Genomic DNA, 18,486 nt, shown 5'->3' with positions numbered 1-18,486 from the left:
GGCGACAGGCACTCGCGCCCACGTCGCCGGGGATCAGGTCATCCCGAGCGCTTCCTTGTACATCTCCAGAACCGCCTCTTCCTCGGCGATGTCGTCGGGCTCGCGCTTCCTGAGCGCGATTACCTTGCGCATCACCTTGGTGTCGTAGCCGCGTGCCTTGGCCTCGGCCATGACCTCCTTCTGCTGCTCGGAGATGTCCTTCTTCTCGGCCTCCAGCCGCTCCATCCGCTCGATGAACTGCCGCAGCTCGCCCGCCGCCACCTTGTAGGTCGCCTCGCCCGCGGTCCCGGTCTCGATCGTCTCGTCGCTCATGCCTGCGCCCCTGTCGCTGATCTTTCCTGTCGGTGAGAGCCACGGTCTAGCCAGTGCGGCCAGCCCCTGCAAGGCCGGTTGCATATCCCGGCGCTTGCTTATAGCGCAGGCGCGGACAGGCGGCGGCGGAGGGTGACATGGAGATGCTGATCTGGATCGGCGCGGCGGTCTCGCTGGTCGGTCTCGCCGGGATCGTCGGCTGCGCGGTCGCGGTCGCCCGTGCACGTCGCCGGACGAATGACGACGCGGCCTTGCGGGCGCGGCTTCAGCAGGTCGTCGCCTGGAATCTGGGCGCGCTCCTGGTCTCCGCGCTCGGGCTGATGATGGTCGTCGTCGGCATCTTCCTGACCTAGCCCCGCCCGGCTGCACCCGCGCGATCGATCAACCGGTCGAGATGCGGCGGCGGCGTCCAGAAACGCGCATCCTCGGTGGCGGCAAGAGCGCGAAACTCCTCGCGCAGCGCCGCCAGTCCACCCTCGGCGGCCTCGAACATCGGCCCGCCCGCGGCCCGCGGGGTGCCGAGGCCGCACACCGCCACCACGTCGATATCGCCCGCCGATCGCGCCGTCCCGTCTTCGAGAAGCCGGATCCCCTCAAGCACCAGCGCGAGCCGGCAACGCCGCAGGATCTCGTCCGGCTCGATCCTCCGCGGCTCCAGCCCCGCCGCTGCCCGCGCGCTCGCCACCAGCGTCTCGACCTCGGCGGATGCAACACCCTCAGGGATGCCTTCCGGATAGTCGTGGAACCCCTGCCCCGCATCACGCCCGGTACGCCCGGCCGCACACAGCACGTCAAGGATCGTCACGTAACGATCACGCGGGTCGCGCCGCGACGCCGCCTCGCGTCGCCACGCGAGGATCGGGCCAAGCCCGGCCCGGTCGAAGAGCCGCAGCGGTCCGCAGGCAAAGCCCGCCGCCTCCAAGGTGCGGTCGATATCGCGCGGGCGGGCACCGTCCTCGAGCAGGTGCTCCGACGCGGCGAGCAGCGCAGCGGCGAGGCGTCCCGCGATGGGCCTCTTCGCCCGCTTCCCCGCCAGCACCGGCTGAAAGCCGATCTCCAGCAAGAGGTCGCGCAGCGCCGCGATGGACGTTGCCGTGGCCGCGTCAGGCGGCAGGATTTCCACCACGCCCGGCGCAGTTGCGGGCGCCGTGGCGAAAAGCCCGAATGCCCCTTCCCCGCAGGAGACCGGGCCCGGCTCCAGCACGCCGTTTCCGAAAACCGCGCGCATCGCCGATACGGCTGAGGCATGTCGCTGCGCCGGCAAGGGAGACGCTGAAATCAGGAGGTCACAGCCGCCGATATCCTGCAGCCGGGCTGCCGAACTCAGCTTGTCGAGCCGTGCCGCCCGCCCGGCCGCGTCGAGCGTGCCCGCGGCAACCGCCGTCGCGAGCCGCGCCCCGACGCGGGAAAGGCCGTCGCTCAGCGCCGTGGGATCGGGTTCCGACAGGATCACCTCCCGTCCGGCCGCCAGCAGGCCATCGGCCAGCGCGTCCGCCTCCTGACCGAGGCCGTGCAGCGCGACCGACCGCAGCGGCTGGTTCGCGACAAGCTCCGGCCCCGACGCACCCACCTCCGCCCGCTTCAGATGCGTCAGCGCCCGCGCCTCGGGCGCCGCCGCCAGTTCGGCCGCTGCCGCCAGTTCGAAACCGACGCCGGCCTCGAAGGGCAGCACCAGTGCCGCCTCGACACATTCGATCAGCCGCGCTGCCGCCTTCCCCGCTCCCCGCGCCCGCCGGGCCGCGGCCACCGCCGCCCGGGCGCCCGCCACGTCCGCCAACCCCTCGCTGCGCGCCCCGCTCGGCCGGGGACGTGCCCCTGCCGCGGCGAGCCGCCGCGCCAACCCGACCACCGCCTCAGTCAGGTCCCCGCGCACCACGCCGTCGAGCAGCCCGGCCGCCTCGGCCGCCGCCGCGTCGAGTGGCCGGCCGCCGAGCAGGCAGTCGAGCGCCATTGCCGCGCCGGCAATCCGCACCAGCCTTTGGGATCCGCCGCCGCCGGCCAGCCGCCCGAGCGCGATGTCGGGCCAGCAGAGGCGCGCCCCCGGTTCCGCCAATCGAAAATGCGCCGCAAGGGCCAGCTCGGCGCCGCCGGACTCTACCGCGCCGTCGAGCCCTGCAACAACAGGGATCTCAAGTGTTTCCAGTGCAGTGCAGACAGCGGCGAGGCCATCCTCGGCTGTCGGATCCGGACCGGCGCCGGGCGGCGCCGGCGGCAGGGTGCCGTTGCTGAGCAACGCCAGCGCACGAATGTCAGGACGGCTGCGACAGGTCTGCACGAGTTCCAGAAGGTCACGCCGCGCCGCAAGGTCGGGGCTGTGGCCCGGCGGTGTATCGACCACCGCCAGCAGCACTGCGCCCAGACGCTCGAGCCTCACGCGCTCCACCCTGCCCCTCCTGACTTTGTGGCCATCAAACCGGCCGCAGCGCCGGTTGGCAAGAGGCAGGACGGTGGCCGGTCAGCGGTGGAGATTGCGCGCGCAGTCGGCGCAGAACGGCGTGTAGGGCAGGAGTTCGAGCCGCGCCTCGGCAATCTGTTCGCCGCACTGGACGCATTCGCCGTAGGTTCCCTCCTCGATCCGGGCCAGCGCGGCGCGTATCGCGGCGATCTCCGCCTTGCCCGCACGGCCCTCGCCCTCGAGCACCTCGTCCGTCTCGCGTTCGACGGCCAGTTCCTCCCAGTCGCGCGACTGATGGCTGTCGAGTTCCGCGCCGATTTCGGCGAGTTTTGCGGTGAGATCGGCCAGCCGTGCCTCCAGCTGGGCCTTGCGTTGCAGATCGGCGACCATGTCTGCCCTCCTTCGGCACAGGTATCCGACAGGCTATGGTGCACCGGGCGCGTCGTCCTTGACGCAAATCAAGGCGAAGAAGGAGGCTTGATTTCTCACTCTTTGTGATGGATCAACCTGCCATGGATATTCGCGCACTCAGTGACGTATACGCAGTCAGCCCTCAGATCCTGCCGGAGGACGTTCCGGCGATCGCCGCGGCCGGCTTTCGCACGATCATCTGCAACCGCCCCGACGAGGAGGTCGTGCCCGGCATGCGCGCCGCCGACATCCGGCGCGCGGCGGAGGAGGCAGGACTGAACTTTGTCGAGCTGCCCCTGACACAGGGCGATCAATTCATGCGCGACCTGGCGCTGCAAGAAACCGCGGTCGCGACTTCGGCCGCGCCGGTACTTGCCTATTGCGCCTCCGGAACGCGCTCGGCCGTCATATGGATGTGCCTCTCGGCCCGGACCGTGCCGGTGAGCGATCTGCTCGATGCCGCCAACCGGGCCGGCTACCCGCTCGCCGCCCTTCGACCACAGCTCGAAGCCATCGCCCGGTCCTGAGGCCGCGCCGTCAGGGCGCCACCCACTCGCGCGCCGACTTGCTGCCGCACCCGCCGATCCACGCCGCTGGAAAGTAGAAGTCAGTCGAGCTTCGGAAGCGCGTCGAGCGCATCCAGATCCAGCGCGACAGCGGAGTCTGTCGGCCCTGCGTTGTCCAGCGTTGGCAATCCGTCGAGCGCCGGCAACCCATCGATCGCCATGTCCACGGCCACACCCGCCCCGGCGCCCCCGCCGCTGGGCAAGTCGGAATGCTCCGGCAGATCGCTGTCATCGTCGGCCGAAGCCTTCATCGGCACCGGCCGTTCGGCGGATGGGGCCGGTTGAGTGCGCCCGGGATGGCCCGTGTACGCCTCGGCCTGGCCGCCGGCACCGAGGCGCACCGCGCGGTATCCGTTGCTTCGGCCGAGGCGGCAACGACCGAGCGGGATCTTCTCGGCGCCCGCGAAACGAAGGTTGTCGAGAGCCGAGACCGGTATCGGGATCTCGTCCCCGACCCGCAGGGCGCCCACGGCGGAGATCGGCAGCTGGAACCGGTGCAGGACCGCCTCGAGACTGACCTCGCCCTGAAGCACCCGCGCCGCAAGCCCCGGCGCCCAGTCCGGGTCCGCGGGGGCGTCGGGAGGGGCCCCGGATGCCGCGTCCGGCGGAATCTCGGCGCAGCCCTGCGCAGGCAGCGCAAGCAGCATCCTGCCCTGGCGCCGGCCAAGTTCGAAATCAAGCGTCAGGCCGAAGATCCGGTAATCGATATCCTCCAGCAGAAGGCCGAGCGGACGGATATCCTCGACATGGGTGGAGTACCCGAAGCCGCTCGCCCAACGGAAGTCCTCCCGCCCGGCCAGCGCGGTCTCGAAGCGTTGGAGAGTGCCGTCGATCAGGTCCGCCGCGAGTGCCGCATCGGTTCGCGTCGGCCGGCGAAGCGATGGCGGGGCCGTTCCCACCGAACCGGTCGTCAGCTTCTCGATGATCGCAGCGAGCGCGCTGCTGTCGAAGGCGAACAGCCCCTGCCCGTCCCGCGGCCCCTCGAGCACCGCCAGCAGCCCGTTTTCCGGCAGCCGCTCCAAGAGATCCGACAGCGAGGCGATGTGTTCCGGCCCACTGCCCGCGTCGAGCGCAAGGCCCATAAGGTCCTCTGCCGCCTTGCTCAGCGCGGCCGAGAGCGCCCTGACCGGCCGGACGCGACGATCCTCCGGCGCGGCGTCCCGCCCGGCGTCCAGCTTGCGCCTGATGATCGTCTGCCGGGCCGCCTCGGCCATGCTGGTGTCACCCGTCCTTCCCGCTCCTCCCGAACGAGGACACGGTCGTCGCGGGAGAAGATTGACCAGATCTCCCTTGGCAAATGGTTAACTTGCGGCAGGTCGACGGGAAATCGGGACGGTTCGGGCGTCAGTTCGGCGCCGCAAGCGGGATCGAGACCCGGAAGGCCGCTCCGCCCTGGCCCGGCAGATACTCGATGGCTCCGCCCAGCCGGGCCATGATCTCGCGGCAGATCGCCAGACCGAGCCCGGCGCCCCCGGCCGCCGACTGGTCCGAGAGGCGGGAGAATTTTTCGAAGATAATGTCCTGGCTGCGGGCGGGAATGCCCGAGCCGTTGTCGATGAAGTCCACCACCGCGCGATCGCCCGAGCGCCGCGCCCGGATCGTGAGTTGCGGCTCGGGCGAGTCGCAATATTTCCGCGCATTGCCGATCAGGTTGATGAAGACCTGGGTCAGCCGGTCGGAATCGGTGCGCAGGTCGACCTCCTCGCGCTGCCGGTCCCGCCTGATCGCGAGCGAGGACTTGGGGCGGACCTCGCCCATGTCGCCGGTCGCGGCGATGGCCCGGTCGACCAGGTCGACGAGCCGGGCCGGGCCGATCGAGAGGCTGACCTGCGCATTCTCCAGAACCGAGAGCTCCAGCAGGTCGTCGAGCAGGCGGGTCAGCCGGATCGACTCGTCATGGATGATGCCGGCATAGCGAACGGTCTCTTCCGCCGTCAGCCCGCCCTCGCGCAGGATCTCGGCAAAGGCGCGGATCGAGGTCATCGGCGTTCGCAGCTCGTGGCTGATCTGGCTGAGGAAGGCGTCCTTCTGGATCGACAATTCGGTGAGCTTCTGGTTGGCGTCCCTGAGCTGACGCGCGGTGCGCTCGAGCTCGGCCGACTGCGCCTCGAGCTGGTTCGAATATTCCAGGATCTGCTGCGCCTCGTCGGCCACCCGGATCAGGTCCTCGACGAGGATCGAGGAGGAGCCCGCGATCTGTCCGACCATTGCATGGGCGGTGGCCGCGCCGACCGAGGCGGACAGTTCCCGCTCCAACAGATCGAGGAATTCCGGAGTCGTTTCGGGCAGGTATCCCGCCTTTCCCTGGCGCGCCGCCTCGGCATGGAAGAGATCCTGCGCCTCGCCAGGACCTAGAATGCGCTGCGCCATCATCAACAGGTCCTCCGCCTCGGCCGTGCCGCGCGACCAGCCGCGCGCGCCGAGCGTATGCTCGAAGACATTGACCACCTGCGCCCCCTGAAGCCGCTCCAGCGGCGTCGGGAAGGTGACGATTGAGACCCAGCAGAAGGCGACCGTGTTGAGCAGAATCGACCAGAACAGCGTGTGGATCAGCGGATCCATCCCTGGCACGCCAAACAACGCCTGAGGCCTCAGCCAGGCGAGGCCGAACGGACCGTTCTCCATCATCGCCGCGCCGAACGGGCCGGCCGTGCCGAAGCTCGGCAAGAAGAGCGTATAGGCCCAGATGACGAAGCCCGTGACCAGCCCCGCGGCCGCGCCGGCGCGCGTGCCGCCGCGCCAGAACAGCCCGCCGAGCAAGGCCGGCAACACCTGGCTGATTCCGACAAAGGAGATCAGGCCGATCGAGGCCAGCGCCGCCGAGCCGCCCGAGAAGCGGTAATAGAGATAGCCCAGCAACAGGACCGCGACGATGGCGATCCGGCGGGCACGCAACACCAACGCGCGGACGTCGCCGGCCATCGTCGCGCCGTCCTGCCGGCGGTGCAGGTAGAGCGGCATCACCACGTGGTTAGAGAGCATCGTCGCCAGCGCCAGCGCGGCGACGATGACCATCGAGGTGGCCGAAGAGAATCCACCGAGGAAGGCGAACATCGCCAACCCGTGGCGGTCTTCCAGCAACGGCAGCGACAGCACGAAGAGGTCGGGATTGGCCCCTTCGGGCAGCCGTTCGAGGCCGATCACGGCGATTGGCAGCACGAAGAGGCTCATCGCGCAGAGATAGAGCGGGAAGGCCCAGGAGGCCGCGGCGAGATGCGCCTCGTCGTCGCTCTCGACCACGATGACCTGGAACATCCGCGGCAGGCACAGGATCGCTGCGGCGGAGGTAAAGATCAGACCGGCCCATCGGGAGGGCCGGATCTCCCATCCGGCGAGATCGGAGCGGTCAATCCGGGCGAGAATGTCGGCAGGCCCGTCCGCGAGGCCCCAGACCACGAAGCCACCGACCGAGATCAACGCGAGAAGCTTGACCACTGCCTCCACGGCGATCGCCATGATGACGCCGTGGTGGCGTTCGTTGGAGTTCAGCGTACGCGTGCCGAAGAGGATCGTGAAGACGGCGAGGCCGGCAGCGATCCAAAGGCCAGTGGAAGCTGGATTTGCGGGATCCCAGAAGTCGCTTTCGGGGTCGGCGAAGACACCGAAGGAGAGCGTGACGGACTGGAGCTGGAGCGCGATATAGGGCGTGGTGGCGATCACCGCGAGCAGCGTCACCAGCACGCCGAGCGTGTTCGACTTTCCGTAGCGCGAGGAGATCATGTCGGCGATGGAGGTGATGCGCTGCGACCGGCCGACGCGGACGAGTTTACGCAAGAGCAGCCACCATCCGGCAAAGACCAGCGTCGGCCCAAGATAGATGGTGACGAATTCAAGCCCCGAGCGAGCAGCGTAGCCCACCGCGCCATAGAAGGTCCAGGCGGTGCAGTAGACCGAGAGCGAGAGCGTGTAGACCAGCGGCGAGCGCAGCCAGCCGCCACCGACGATTTGGGTGCGCCGCTCGGCATAGGCCGCAATGCCGAAGAGGAAGGCGACATAGATCAGCGCGACGGCGACCAGTAGGTTGAAGGACATCGCTTAGCGGGCCTCGTCCCCGGCCTCACCGTCGGGCCGGGATTTCTCCCGCAGCGGTTCGGAGAGACGGCGCGACAGAACGGCGGCGGCGAGGATCAGGATCAGCCAGACCGAAAAGATATAGACCGCCCCCGCAGCCGTGCCGTGGTCGCTCGCCCAAAGCATCGGCAGCAGCAGGAGAGCCGTGCCGAAGGCGGGCAACAGGCGGGCAGCATCCATGATGCGGCGACGGCGATAGATCTCGCGGCCGAGAAAAAGCGGAACGGCCGTGCGGTCGTCGCCCTCGAGCGCCAGGTCGTCCCAGCCGTCCGGCAGGCGACGGCCGCGCGGCTCGCCCGGCGCGGAGGGTTTCGACGGCGTCAAGCCGGCCCCGTCGCGCCCGCGAAGAGCGCGTTGACGCTCTCCAGCACTTCGGAATTGGCGAAAGGCTTTGTCATGAACCGGTTGACGCCGTAGCGCTCGGCCAGCTCGCGGTCGCGGCTCTGACCCTTGGCGGTCAGCATCAGCACCGGCAGGGTCTCGGTCGCTGGCGAGGCGCGCAGTTCCTTTAGGATGTCAAAACCCGACTTGCCCGGCAACATCACGTCGAGCACCAGAACATCCGGAACCCTGGCCCGCACCGCTTCCACGGCGGTGGCGCCGTCGGCATGCGTATCGACCCGCCAGCCGTCGCGCGACAGGATAAATCGTATGGCCTCGATGATGTTAGGCTCATCTTCGACCAGCAGAACACGTTTGTTCATGCGCTCCCCCCTGCGACGGGTTCGCTTGCACGTCCCGTCGCAGCGACTATTGCGCGATCCGGAAGCGCTGTCAAAAGCTGGGTTTGCTCTTCGAGCAGAGGATTTCGGACGTCCGTCGCTGGCGGAAACTGCACAATACCCACCCGCAAATGGCAACCGCGACTCTTTTCGCCTTGGTCAGCGCCTTACACGGCCTCCGCCATGATCGACGGTTCGCGCCGGGCCACGCAGCCTGCCCGCGGGCAGATCCGGCAGGAGGTGCCGATCTCCTGCAACGGTCCGGATCCCTCGATCCCGGTGATTTCCTCGGGCAGCACCAGCATCGCCGCCTCAAGCACCTGCGGCCCGTCGAAGCCGGCCGGCTGAGACGGCTGGCAGACCGCATAGGCCACGAACCGCCGGGGAGTCCGCCCGCCCATCTCGACCTGCGCGCGCACCGGCGCCATCGGCCGTGACAGCGCCTGGTAGAGCGGCCAGAGCGGACATGCCGCCGAATAGCGCGGCAGCGGAAACCCGTCGATCGGCTTCCGGAATGTCAGCGTCCCGGAGCCGTCGCAGGCCACCAGGCCGATCTCGGCGCCGACCCGCTCGGCCGGCAGCGCCGCGAGACGCCGGAACACTGCCGCGAGATCGACGCCGAAACGCATCGACAGCGACGCCGGATCGAAGGCGGCGGCAGTGGCGGCGTCGAGAAATCGCGAGAGCGGCATGTGCTCGGCATCTTTGCGGTAGCGCCGGAGATGCTTGCCCGCCATCTCCCGCGCGGAAGCCGAGCGCAGGTCCTCGGTGCGTCGGATGATGGTCTCGGGTTCCGGTGGCAGCGCGCGTTCGAGTTCGGGAAAATGGAAACCCCGGTCGCGCAGCCAGGCGTCGAGCTCCTCCTGCGGCGTCGACCCGGCGAAGTCGGTGGAACTCGCCTCGTCGAGATAGCGCACCAGCGCCTCGGCGCTTTCGGCCAGCCGCGCGCTCTCCTCGGACATGTTCCGGTGAAACCGGTCGCGCCATTCGGGATCGATATCGCGGGTCTCGGCGAGGATCGTGGCGGTCGAGCGGATCGCTGTGACGGTCGAGATCACCTCGTGCAGCGACGCCGACAGGAAGGGATCGTGGGTCATCCGGTCCGAGAGCACCTCGACGGAATGTTCGAGCTCGGCGGCGCGCCGCCACGTGTCGGCCAGCAGGCGCGCCCAGCCGGGAAAGCGGCCGACGAATTCTTCCAGCCGCGGCAGGTCCTCGACCGCGCTCGGGTGGTCGGCCGCAGCCTCGCGCAGCGCCGTCAGCAGTCCGGTCTCGGCGCCTTCGGTCAGCGCACCTGCCTCCACGCCGAGTTCCCGCGCAATGTCGTTGATGAGTTTTCCGCCGATTCTGCGACGGTTGTGCTCGATCAGGTTGAGATACGAGGGCGAGATGCCGACCGACCGTGCCAGATCGGCCTGCTTTCGGCCCATCATCGTACGGCGTTCGCGGATCCGGCTTCCGGTCAGAGAGCTGCGCGCCATTAACTTTTCCCTGCCTTCCCAAGGGCTTTCTGCACTGCGGTGAGAAGTGTTTTACAGATTTGTCATGCCCATTGTGTAACTGTTTACAAAAAAGTCCAGTGTTCCAAATGATTTGTTTCCAGATTTGCGGGCGACCCTCGATACTGTGACTACCCCACCAAGGGGACGTGCCGCAGGGGAGGACGCTCGGCGCGAAAACATTGGGAGGAACACATGACGAAATTCGATTTCACCCGTCGTGGTGTGCTGAAGACCGGTGTCGCCACCGGCGCCGGTCTCGCGCTGCCGACGATCTTCACATCACAGGCCAACGCTTTCACCAACGAGCCCACCGGCGACACCGTCACCCTCGGCTTCAACGTACCCCAGACCGGCCCCTATGCCGATGAGGGCGCCGACGAGCTGCGCGCCTACGAGCTCGCGGTCGAGCACCTGAACGGTGGTGGCGACGGCGGCATGCTCAACACCTTCTCTTCGAAGGTTCTGGACGGTACCGGCATCCTCGGCAAGAAGGTCGAGTTCGTCACCGGCGACACCCAGACCAAGTCCGACGCTGCCCGCGCCTCCGCCAAGTCGATGATCGAGAAGGACGGCGCGATCATGATCACCGGCGGCTCCTCCTCGGGCGTCGCGGTCGCCGTGCAGGGCCTCTGCCAGGAAGCCGGCGTCATCTTCATGGCCGGCCTGACCCATTCCAACGACACCACCGGCAAGGACAAGAAGGCCAACGGCTTCCGCCACTTCTTCGACGCCTACATGTCCGGCGCCGCGCTCGCCCCCGTGCTTGCCAAGATGTATGGCAATGACCGCAAGGCCTATCACCTGACCGCCGACTACACCTGGGGCTGGACCCAGGAAGAGTCGATCAAGGCCGCCACGGAGGCGCTTGGGTGGGAGACTGTCGAGACCGTCAAGACGCCACTCGCCGCAGGCGACTTCTCCTCCTACATCGCCCCGGTGCTCAACTCCGGCGCCGACGTACTGATCCTGAACCACTATGGTGGCGACATGGTCAACTCGCTGACCAACGCCGTCCAGTTCGGACTGCGCGAAAAGCAGGTCAACGGCAAGAACTTCGAGATCGTCGTGCCGCTCTACTCCCGCCTGATGGCCAAGGGCGCCGGCGAGAACGTCAAGGGCATATTCGGCTCCACCAACTGGCACTGGTCGCTGCAGGACGAAGGTTCCAAGGCCTTCGTGCAAAGCTTCGGACAGAAATACGGCTTCCCGCCGAGCCAGGCGGCACATACCTGCTACGTGCAGACCCTGCTCTATGCCGACGCCGTGCAGCGTGCGGGCTCCTTCGCGCCCTGCGCCGTGGTCGAAGCGCTCGAGGGCGGCGACAGCTCGCTTCCGGGCATCGATTCGCCGGCCAACAAGGGCTTCCTCTTCGACGGTCTCGGCAACGGCCAGACCCTCTACCGCTCGGCCGACCACCAGTGCTTCAAGGACGTGCTCGTGGTGAAGGGCAAGGACAACCCGACCTCGGAATTCGACCTCCTCGAAGTGGTCGAGGTCACGCCCGTCTCCCAGGTCTGGTATGAGCCCGACCACCCGATGTTCGCCGGCGGCTCGCTCGGCGAGTGCAACAACGGCGCCTGATCCACTCACGCCGAACGGGCCGATCGCGCCAGGCGTGATCGGCCCACGCTGCGCACGGCGGGGACGTGTCCCCGCCGTGCGCCTCATTCCTTCGACTGGCGGGAACCATGGACGCGATCCTTCTTCAGATCCTGAACGGGCTCGACAAGGGCTCGGCCTATGCGCTGATCGCGCTCGGGCTCACTCTCATCTTCGGCACGCTCGGCGTCGTCAACTTCGCGCATGGTGCGCTGTTCATGATGGGCGCTTTTTGCGCCGTCACCGTCAGCCGCCTGCTGTCGCTCTCCTTCGAGACCGTCGATCCGACCAAGCTCGACTTCCTCGGCAACCCGGCGAAAGTGAAGACACCCTATGTGGAGGCCTGGTTCGGACCAGAGGCGGGCGGCGCGATCATCGACTGGGCGGTGCCGCTCTCGATCCTCTTCGCCATCCCGATCATGATCGCCATCGGATTCGCGATGGAGCGCGGCCTCATCAAGCATTTCTACAAGCGCCCGCACGCGGACCAGATCCTCGTGACCTTCGGCCTGGCGATCGTGCTCCAGGAGATCATCAAGCTCTTCTACGGCGCCAACCCGATCCCGACCCCGGCCCCAGACGCCTTCAAGGGCAGTTTCGATTTCGGCGTCCTGCTCGGCTTCGACCCGAATGTCATCATCTATCCCTACTGGCGGATGGTCTACTTCCTCTTCGCCACGGTGATCATCGGCGGCGTCTTCTCCTTCCTGCAATTCACCACCTTCGGCATGGTCGTCCGCGCCGGCATGGCCGACCGCGAGACGGTGGGCCTCCTGGGCATCGACATCGACAAGCGCTTCACTGCCATGTTCGGCCTCGCCGCCGCCGTCGCCGGCCTCGCCGGAGTCATGTACACGCCGATCAACTCGCCCAACTACCACATGGGGATGGACTTTCTCGTCCTCTCCTTCGTCGTCGTGGTCGTGGGAGGCATGGGCAGCCTGCCCGGCGCCGTCGCCGCAGGCTTCCTGCTCGGCATCCTCGAAAGCTTCGCCTCGATGAACTGGGTGAAGGACATCATTCCCGGCATCGACCAGATCATCATCTATGTCGTCGCCATCATCATTCTGCTCACGCGACCCCGCGGGCTCATGGGCCGCAAGGGCGTGATGGAGGACTGATCAATGCTCGGACTCAGCAAGAAAGACCTGACCTTCCTCCTCATCGTGGCGGTGCTCACGCTCTGTGCGCCGTTCCTGCTCAACCCCTTCCCGACCGACTCCGCCATGGCCCAGTTCAACGCGGGCTACCCGGACCTGATGCAGCGCTTCGTGATCTTCGGGATCTTCGCCATTGGCTTCAACATTCTCTTCGGGCTCACCGGCTACCTCTCCTTCGGCCACGCGGCCTTCCTCGGGGTCGGTTCCTATTCCGCGGTCTGGATGTTCAAGCTTCTCAGCATGAACGTGCTGCCGGCGATCCTGCTCTCGATGATCATTGCCGGGCTCTTCTCGGTGCTCATCGGCTTTGTCTCGCTGCGCCGGTCGGGCATCTATTTCTCGATCCTGACGCTGGCCTTCGCGCAGATGTCGTTCAACCTCGCCTATTCGGTGCTGACGCCGATCACCAATGGCGAGACGGGACTGCAGCTCACGCTCGACGACCCGCGCGTGCTCGGACAGTCCGCCACCCCCCAGGGCGGCATCCCGGTCACCAGCCTCTTCGGCATCGAGATGCGCGCGACCCACGAACTCGCCGTAGGCGGATGGACCTTCCAGTTCAACGCCGGCTACTACCTCTGCGCCATCGTGATGATCCTGGCCTTCTATGTCGCGCTCCGGATCTTCCGGTCGCCCTTCGGACTGATGCTGCGCGCGGTGAAGTCGAACCAGAACCGGCTCAACTACACCGGCCTCAACCCCAAGCCCTACACGCTCGCGGCCTTCGTCATCTCGGGCGTCTATGCCGGCCTCGCCGGCGGGTTGCTGGCCTCGATGGACCCGCTGGCGGGCGCCGAGCGGATGCAGTGGACCGCCTCCGGCGAGGTCGTGCTGATGACCATCCTCGGCGGCGCGGGCACGATGATCGGCCCGGTCCTCGGCGCCGGCTTCATCAAGTATTTCGAGAACATCTTCTCGAAGATCAACGACACCGTTCTGCACCAGTGGTTCGCCTTCATGCCCGACGGGATGGAAGACTTCTTCGTCTTCCTGCTGCATCCCTTCGTCGGCAAGGGCTGGCACCTGACCCTCGGCATCCTCTTCATGCTGGTGGTGACCTTCCTGCCCGGCGGCCTCGTCGAGGGCGGCCAGCGGATCGCCAGGTTGCTGCGCCGCGAGCGGACGGACAGCAACGATCGCCCAGATCCGGAGCATCATCCGAGAGAAACCCCGCACGTGGCGGAATGAGGAGACCTGAGACATGGGAATTCTTGAAGTCAAAGGGGTGAACAAGCGCTTCGGCGGCCTGCAGGCGCTTGGCGACGTGAACCTCTCGGTGGCGGAAAACACCGTCCACGCGATCATCGGACCGAACGGCGCCGGCAAGTCCACGCTGCTCAACTGCCTCGTCGGCAAGCTGATCCCCGACACTGGATCGGTGATGTTCGACGGCCAGTCGGTGCTGGGCCGCACGCCCTACGAGATCAATCAGATGGGGATCTCGCGCGTGTTCCAGACGCCGGAGATCTTCGGCGACCTGACCGTGTTCGAGAACATGGTGATCCCCGCCTTCGCCAAGCGTGACGGCGCGTTCCGGATGCATGCCTTCGAAAGCGTCGCGAACGAAAAGGACATCTGCATCATGGCCGAGCAGATGCTCGTCGATGTCAACATGCAGGACAAGATGCACATGCATTCCGCCTCGCTGTCGCGGGGCGACAAGCGGCGGCTGGAGATGGCGATGTGCCTCCTGCAGGAGCCACGCCTGCTGCTGCTCGACGAACCCACCGCCGGCATGGCCCGCGCCGACACCAACAACACGATCGACCTGCTGAAGGAGATCAAGCAGAAGCGCGACATCACCATCGCCATCATCGAGCATGACATGCATGTCGTGTTCTCGCTCGCCGACCGGATCACCGTGCTGGCGCAGGGCACGCCGCTGGTCGAGGACGTGCCGGAAAACATCCGCGGCAACCCGAAGGTGCGCGAAGCCTATCTCGGCGAGGCCGCATGATGCCCTCCCGCTTCTTCTGTTCTCAAATTTCCTCGCCGGAGGCTCCCGCACTCGCGGCGCACGCCGGCCGGGATGGAGGCTGACACATGAACGTCAAACCGGACTTCTCGAAGAACGCCAATCTCGCGGCGACCGCGCCGGCCTTCCTCTCGGTCTATGACATGCACGCCTATTACGGCGAGAGCTACATCATCCAGGGCATTTCCTTCAACGTCCACGAGGGCGAGATCCTCGCGCTTCTCGGCCGCAATGGCGCCGGCAAGACCACCACGCTGCGCAGCATCGCGCGGATGGACAACCCGCAGGTCACGCATGGCGAGATCTGGCTCGACCACCAGCACCTGCACACGATGAAGAGCCACCAGGCCGCCAAGGCCGGCATCGGCCTCGTTCCTGAGGACCGCTCGATCATCCCCGGCCTGACCGTCGAGGAGAATCTCGAACTGGCGCAGATCGTTGAGCCCATCGGCTGGAGCATCGACCGTCTCTGCGACCTCTTCCCACGCCTCGGGGAACGCCGAAAGCAGGAGGGCGTGACGCTGTCGGGCGGAGAGCAGCAGATGCTCGCCATCGCGCGCGCGCTGGCCCGCGACATCAAGGTGCTGCTGCTCGACGAACCCTACGAAGGCCTCGCGCCGGTCATCGTCGACGAGATCGAGAAGACGCTGATCCATATCAAGGAACAGGGCATCACCACGATCATCGTGGAACAGAACGCGGTGCGCGCGCTGGAGCTGGCCGACCGTGCGGTCATCCTCGACACCGGAAGCATCGTCTTCGACGGCACCGCCGCCGAAGTCCTGGAGAACGCCGAACTGCGCGCGGAATATCTCGCCATCTGACGACCGGGAGCGGGCCGCGCCAGAACGGTCCCTTCCCTCCCAATGCCGGGCCCGTCGGGCCCGGCTTTTTTCTTTCCGGCCTTCCGGACCCGGCACACGGCCGGTCTCGACCTGCCGGCGCACCTCTCCCGCGCTTTTTCCCTTGCCCCGGCGTCCCGCATTTCCGAACCTTTCGACCAGCAAGACACGCGGCGCAACGACGCCGCCAGGGAGGATGACATGACCGAACTTTACCCCGCCCCGAAGGCGTTCCAGGAAAACGCCCATATCGATGAACGGAAATACGAGGAGATGTATGCCGCCTCGCTCGCGGACCCGGAAGCGTTCTGGGGCGAGCACGGCAAGCGGCTCGACTGGATCAAACCCTACACGAAGGTCAAGAACACCTCCTTCGAGCCGGGCAATATCGACATCAAGTGGTTCGAGGACGGCACGCTCAACGTCGCCGCCAACTGCGTCGATCGCCACCTGCCGAAGCGCGCCAACAAGACGGCGCTGATCTTCGAACCCGACGACATCCGCGAACCGGCGCAATATGTCACCTATCGCCAGCTGCACAACCGCGTCTGCCGGATGGCGAACGTGCTCGAACAGCTCGGAATCCGCCGCGGCGACCGGGTTGTCATCTACCTGCCGATGGTGCCGCAGGCGGTCTATGCGATGCTGGCCTGCGCCCGGATCGGCGCCATTCATTCCATCGTCTTCGCCGGCTTCTCTCCAGAGGCGCTGGCCGCCCGGGTCAATGGCTGCGATGCAAAGCTCATCATCACCGCCGACTACGCGCCGCGCGGCGGCCGCAAGACGCCACTCAAGTCCAATACCGACGCCGCGCTGCTGCACTGCATCCACGAGCCGAAGGTGCTGATGGTCCGCCGGACGCGGGAACAGACCACCTGGGTCGACGGCCGCGATTTCGACTATCACGAGATGATGCTCGACGCGCCGGAGGTGAATACGCCGGCCGAGATGAACGCCGAGGACCCGCTCTTTATCCTCTACACCTCCGGCTCCACCGGCCACCCGAAGGGTGTCGTGCACACCACCGGCGGCTACCTCGTCTACGCGGCGATGACCCATGAATACACATTCGACTATCACGATGGCGACGTCTTCTGGTGCACAGCGGATGTCGGCTGGGTGACCGGCCACAGCTACATCGTCTACGGACCACTGGCGAACGGGGCGACAACTGTGATCTTTGAAGGTGTTCCGACCTACCCCGATCCCGGCCGCTTCTGGGAGGTCTGCGAAAAGCACAAGGTGAACCAGTTCTATACCGCGCCGACCGCGATCCGCGCGCTGATGGGCAAGGGCACGGAGTGGGTCGAGAAGCACGACCTCTCCTCTCTGAAACTCCTCGGCACGGTCGGCGAGCCGATCAACCCCGAGGCCTGGAACTGGTACAACGAGAATGTCGGCAAGGGGAAATGCCCGATCGTCGACACCTGGTGGCAGACCGAAACCGGCGGGCACCTCCTCACGCCGCTTCCCGGCGCCATCGCCACCAAGCCCGGCTCGGCGACGAAACCCTTCTTTGGCGTCCAGCCGGTCGTGCTCGACCCGCAATCGGGTGCGGAAATCACCCAGACCGAGGCCGAGGGCGTGCTTTGCCTAAAAGATTCCTGGCCTGGCCAGATGCGCGGCATCTGGGACGATCACGGCCGTTTCGAGAAGACCTATTTCGCGGATTACAAGGGCTACTACTTCTCCGGCGACGGCTGCCGCCGCGACGCGGACGGCTATTACTGGATCACCGGCCGGGTCGACGACGTCATCAACGTCTCCGGTCACCGGATGGGCACAGCGGAGGTCGAGAGCGCGCTGGTGGCGCATGCCAAGGTCGCAGAGGCCGCGGTGGTGGGCTACCCGCATGACATCAAGGGCCAGGGCATCTATTGCTACGTCACGTTGATGAATGACGCCGAGCCGACGGAAGAACTGCGCAAGGAGTTGCGCGACTGGGTGCGTCGCGAGATCGGCCCGATCGCCTCGCCGGATGTCATCCAGTGGGCCCCTGGCCTGCCCAAGACACGCTCCGGCAAAATCATGCGCCGCATCCTGCGCAAGATCGCCGAGAACGATTACGGATCCCTTGGAGACACCTCCACCCTCGCCGACCCTTCCGTGGTCGACGACCTGATCGAGAACCGAGCGAACAAGGGCTGAGGACCAGCGCGCCGCACCATCCCGGCGCGGCGCGAAGGACGGCAAATGGTCCGCCGTCGCATCATCCCGGACCAGCTTAAGGACTTCTTCAGAGACTCTGCGCCAGTATCATTGCGGGTGGGTCCTTTTCGAGGGGACTGGACATGATTCTCATTGGCAACGGACCGCTTCCGTTTGCACTGTCGGGGTCGGTCGGCCCGAGCGCGAACGCGACCGGGGTCGCGCCCCGATCCGCAGCACACCAGAACGGAACCGTGCCGGAGGGAACGATTCCCGCAGCAGCACCCGAGAGATCCGGTCAGCCGGTCACGGCGACGGTCGCACCCCCGGCCGGGAGCCGGATTCGCGCTGTCCTGGCGACGAGCCGGGTCGAAGCAGGCTTGATCGATCCCGAAGACCTCCACCGCACCTCCGGCCAGACCGACTTGGGTCACAGCGCCGGCGTGGACACGCCTTTTCCGCAGCATCTCGAGTATCGCAGCGATCCGCCGGCGCCGCTCACGCGGTATGCATCGGTCCCGACCGAGATCACCGCCGAGATCCAGAGGTTGCGAAGCGAAATCGCCGATCTGAGGGCGCAAATCGCCGAGGCGCATGCACGGAGTGACACTGCGGACGAAGCCGCCAAACCGTGCCCCGCTTCCGAACCTTCGCTCGCTAGAGCGATCCCAATCTATTCGGTTTCATAGCCTGCGGCCTTGAAGAAGTTGTAGCATTCTTCTTCAGTGAAGAGGTTGCAGACGTGTCCGACGACCTGCCAAAGCGGTTCGTAGGTTCGAGCGG

Annotated in this window: 17 protein-coding genes; 9 read left to right on the top strand and 8 right to left on the bottom strand. The window is 66.6% G+C overall.

The features are described 5' to 3' along the window. Window positions 1–33: 33 nt before the first annotated feature. A complete protein-coding gene (locus EU800_RS00085; RefSeq protein WP_129627045.1) occupies window positions 34–312 on the bottom strand; it encodes a DUF2312 domain-containing protein in 279 nt (92 codons plus the stop codon). Between the two features lie 137 nt (window positions 313–449). On the opposite strand from EU800_RS00085, the gene EU800_RS00080 reads away from it, so the two are divergent. Further along, window positions 450–665, top strand: a complete 216-nt coding sequence (locus EU800_RS00080) for a hypothetical protein (protein ID WP_129627042.1) — start codon at window positions 450–452, stop codon at window positions 663–665. On the opposite strand, the gene EU800_RS00075 is transcribed toward EU800_RS00080, so the two are convergent. Together EU800_RS00075 and EU800_RS00070 are read right to left on the bottom strand one after the other, a co-directional pair. Beyond that, window positions 662–2,695 carry a 3-hydroxyacyl-CoA dehydrogenase family protein gene (locus EU800_RS00075; protein ID WP_129627039.1) on the bottom strand — a complete coding sequence of 678 codons (2,034 nt, stop codon included), beginning with the start codon at window positions 2,693–2,695 and terminating at the stop codon, window positions 662–664. The two genes, EU800_RS00080 and EU800_RS00075, sit on opposite strands and share 4 nt — an antisense overlap. A 72-nt stretch (window positions 2,696–2,767) precedes the next feature. Then, window positions 2,768–3,097 (bottom strand): TraR/DksA C4-type zinc finger protein, encoded by a 330-nt coding sequence (locus EU800_RS00070; RefSeq protein WP_129627037.1) that lies wholly within the window; start codon window positions 3,095–3,097, stop codon window positions 2,768–2,770. A 122-nt stretch (window positions 3,098–3,219) separates the two neighbouring features. Here EU800_RS00070 and EU800_RS00065 point away from each other — a divergent pair, with 122 nt between their 5' ends. Continuing rightward, a complete protein-coding gene (locus EU800_RS00065) occupies window positions 3,220–3,645 on the top strand; it encodes a TIGR01244 family sulfur transferase (protein ID WP_129627034.1) in 426 nt (141 codons plus the stop codon). Between the two features lie 80 nt (window positions 3,646–3,725). Here the strand turns inward: EU800_RS00065 and EU800_RS00060 are convergent, their stop codons facing one another. The 5 genes from EU800_RS00060 to EU800_RS00040 form a co-directional block, all read right to left on the bottom strand. Beyond that, a complete protein-coding gene (locus EU800_RS00060) occupies window positions 3,726–4,898 on the bottom strand; it encodes a FliM/FliN family flagellar motor switch protein (protein WP_129627031.1) in 1,173 nt (390 codons plus the stop codon). A gap of 130 nt (window positions 4,899–5,028) precedes the next feature. Continuing rightward, window positions 5,029–7,716 (bottom strand): ATP-binding protein, encoded by a 2,688-nt coding sequence (locus EU800_RS00055; protein WP_129627027.1) that lies wholly within the window; start codon window positions 7,714–7,716, stop codon window positions 5,029–5,031. Between the two features lie 3 nt (window positions 7,717–7,719). After that, window positions 7,720–8,079: a hypothetical protein gene (locus tag EU800_RS29060; protein WP_371685548.1), complete on the bottom strand. Its 360-nt coding sequence runs from the start codon at window positions 8,077–8,079 to the stop codon at window positions 7,720–7,722. After that, window positions 8,076–8,459 carry a response regulator transcription factor gene (locus EU800_RS00045; protein WP_129627024.1) on the bottom strand — a complete coding sequence of 128 codons (384 nt, stop codon included), beginning with the start codon at window positions 8,457–8,459 and terminating at the stop codon, window positions 8,076–8,078. The genes EU800_RS29060 and EU800_RS00045 overlap by 4 nt, the downstream gene beginning before the upstream one ends. A 185-nt stretch (window positions 8,460–8,644) precedes the next feature. Then, window positions 8,645–9,958 carry a helix-turn-helix transcriptional regulator gene (locus tag EU800_RS00040; RefSeq protein WP_129627021.1) on the bottom strand — a complete coding sequence of 438 codons (1,314 nt, stop codon included), beginning with the start codon at window positions 9,956–9,958 and terminating at the stop codon, window positions 8,645–8,647. Window positions 9,959–10,171: 213 nt separating this feature from the next. Here EU800_RS00040 and EU800_RS00035 point away from each other — a divergent pair, with 213 nt between their 5' ends. The 7 genes from EU800_RS00035 to EU800_RS00005 all read left to right on the top strand — a co-directional run bounded on the left by EU800_RS00035 (window position 10,172) and on the right by EU800_RS00005 (window position 18,392). Then, window positions 10,172–11,560, top strand: a complete 1,389-nt coding sequence (locus EU800_RS00035; protein ID WP_129627018.1) for a substrate-binding protein — start codon at window positions 10,172–10,174, stop codon at window positions 11,558–11,560. A gap of 107 nt (window positions 11,561–11,667) precedes the next feature. Then, window positions 11,668–12,699 (top strand): branched-chain amino acid ABC transporter permease, encoded by a 1,032-nt coding sequence (locus tag EU800_RS00030; protein WP_129627015.1) that lies wholly within the window; start codon window positions 11,668–11,670, stop codon window positions 12,697–12,699. A 3-nt stretch (window positions 12,700–12,702) separates the two neighbouring features. Next, window positions 12,703–13,926 carry a branched-chain amino acid ABC transporter permease gene (locus EU800_RS00025; protein ID WP_129627011.1) on the top strand — a complete coding sequence of 408 codons (1,224 nt, stop codon included), beginning with the start codon at window positions 12,703–12,705 and terminating at the stop codon, window positions 13,924–13,926. A gap of 13 nt (window positions 13,927–13,939) precedes the next feature. Further along, window positions 13,940–14,695: an ABC transporter ATP-binding protein gene (locus EU800_RS00020; RefSeq protein WP_129627007.1), complete on the top strand. Its 756-nt coding sequence runs from the start codon at window positions 13,940–13,942 to the stop codon at window positions 14,693–14,695. A gap of 86 nt (window positions 14,696–14,781) precedes the next feature. Next, entirely contained in the window at window positions 14,782–15,537 is a 756-nt protein-coding gene (locus EU800_RS00015; RefSeq protein ID WP_129627004.1) for an ABC transporter ATP-binding protein, read from the top strand. 219 nt (window positions 15,538–15,756) lie between these two features. Beyond that, window positions 15,757–17,703 (top strand): acetate--CoA ligase, encoded by a 1,947-nt coding sequence (gene acs, locus EU800_RS00010; protein WP_129627001.1) that lies wholly within the window; start codon window positions 15,757–15,759, stop codon window positions 17,701–17,703. Between the two features lie 380 nt (window positions 17,704–18,083). After that, the gene (locus tag EU800_RS00005; RefSeq protein WP_129626998.1) at window positions 18,084–18,392 is read left to right on the top strand and encodes a hypothetical protein; all 309 of its coding nucleotides are present in this window, start codon (window positions 18,084–18,086) and stop codon (window positions 18,390–18,392) included. Window positions 18,393–18,486: the final 94 nt, after the last annotated feature.

The sequence above is a fragment of the Tropicimonas sp. IMCC6043 genome, from assembly GCF_004146235.1.
Taxonomy (GTDB): Bacteria; Pseudomonadota; Alphaproteobacteria; order Rhodobacterales; family Rhodobacteraceae; genus Tropicimonas.
Note: the sequence above shows the minus strand (reverse complement) of the source record. Positions and strands in the feature narration are given on the sequence as shown.

Excerpts from the sequence above, each read along its gene's own strand:
- EU800_RS00085 (WP_129627045.1), bottom strand. The coding sequence starts at position 312 with ATGAGCGACGAGACGATCGAGACCGGGACCGCGGGCGAGGCGACCTAC.
- EU800_RS00080 (WP_129627042.1), top strand. The coding sequence starts at position 450 with ATGGAGATGCTGATCTGGATCGGCGCGGCGGTCTCGCTGGTCGGTCTC.
- EU800_RS00070 (WP_129627037.1), bottom strand. The coding sequence starts at position 3,097 with ATGGTCGCCGATCTGCAACGCAAGGCCCAGCTGGAGGCACGGCTGGCC.
- EU800_RS00065 (WP_129627034.1), top strand. The coding sequence starts at position 3,220 with ATGGATATTCGCGCACTCAGTGACGTATACGCAGTCAGCCCTCAGATC.
- EU800_RS00060 (WP_129627031.1), bottom strand. The coding sequence starts at position 4,898 with ATGGCCGAGGCGGCCCGGCAGACGATCATCAGGCGCAAGCTGGACGCC.
- EU800_RS00055 (WP_129627027.1), bottom strand. The coding sequence starts at position 7,716 with ATGTCCTTCAACCTACTGGTCGCCGTCGCGCTGATCTATGTCGCCTTC.
- EU800_RS00045 (WP_129627024.1), bottom strand. The coding sequence starts at position 8,459 with ATGAACAAACGTGTTCTGCTGGTCGAAGATGAGCCTAACATCATCGAG.
- EU800_RS00040 (WP_129627021.1), bottom strand. The coding sequence starts at position 9,958 with ATGGCGCGCAGCTCTCTGACCGGAAGCCGGATCCGCGAACGCCGTACG.
- EU800_RS00035 (WP_129627018.1), top strand. The coding sequence starts at position 10,172 with ATGACGAAATTCGATTTCACCCGTCGTGGTGTGCTGAAGACCGGTGTC.
- EU800_RS00030 (WP_129627015.1), top strand. The coding sequence starts at position 11,668 with ATGGACGCGATCCTTCTTCAGATCCTGAACGGGCTCGACAAGGGCTCG.
- EU800_RS00025 (WP_129627011.1), top strand. The coding sequence starts at position 12,703 with ATGCTCGGACTCAGCAAGAAAGACCTGACCTTCCTCCTCATCGTGGCG.
- EU800_RS00020 (WP_129627007.1), top strand. The coding sequence starts at position 13,940 with ATGGGAATTCTTGAAGTCAAAGGGGTGAACAAGCGCTTCGGCGGCCTG.
- EU800_RS00015 (WP_129627004.1), top strand. The coding sequence starts at position 14,782 with ATGAACGTCAAACCGGACTTCTCGAAGAACGCCAATCTCGCGGCGACC.
- acs (WP_129627001.1), top strand. The coding sequence starts at position 15,757 with ATGACCGAACTTTACCCCGCCCCGAAGGCGTTCCAGGAAAACGCCCAT.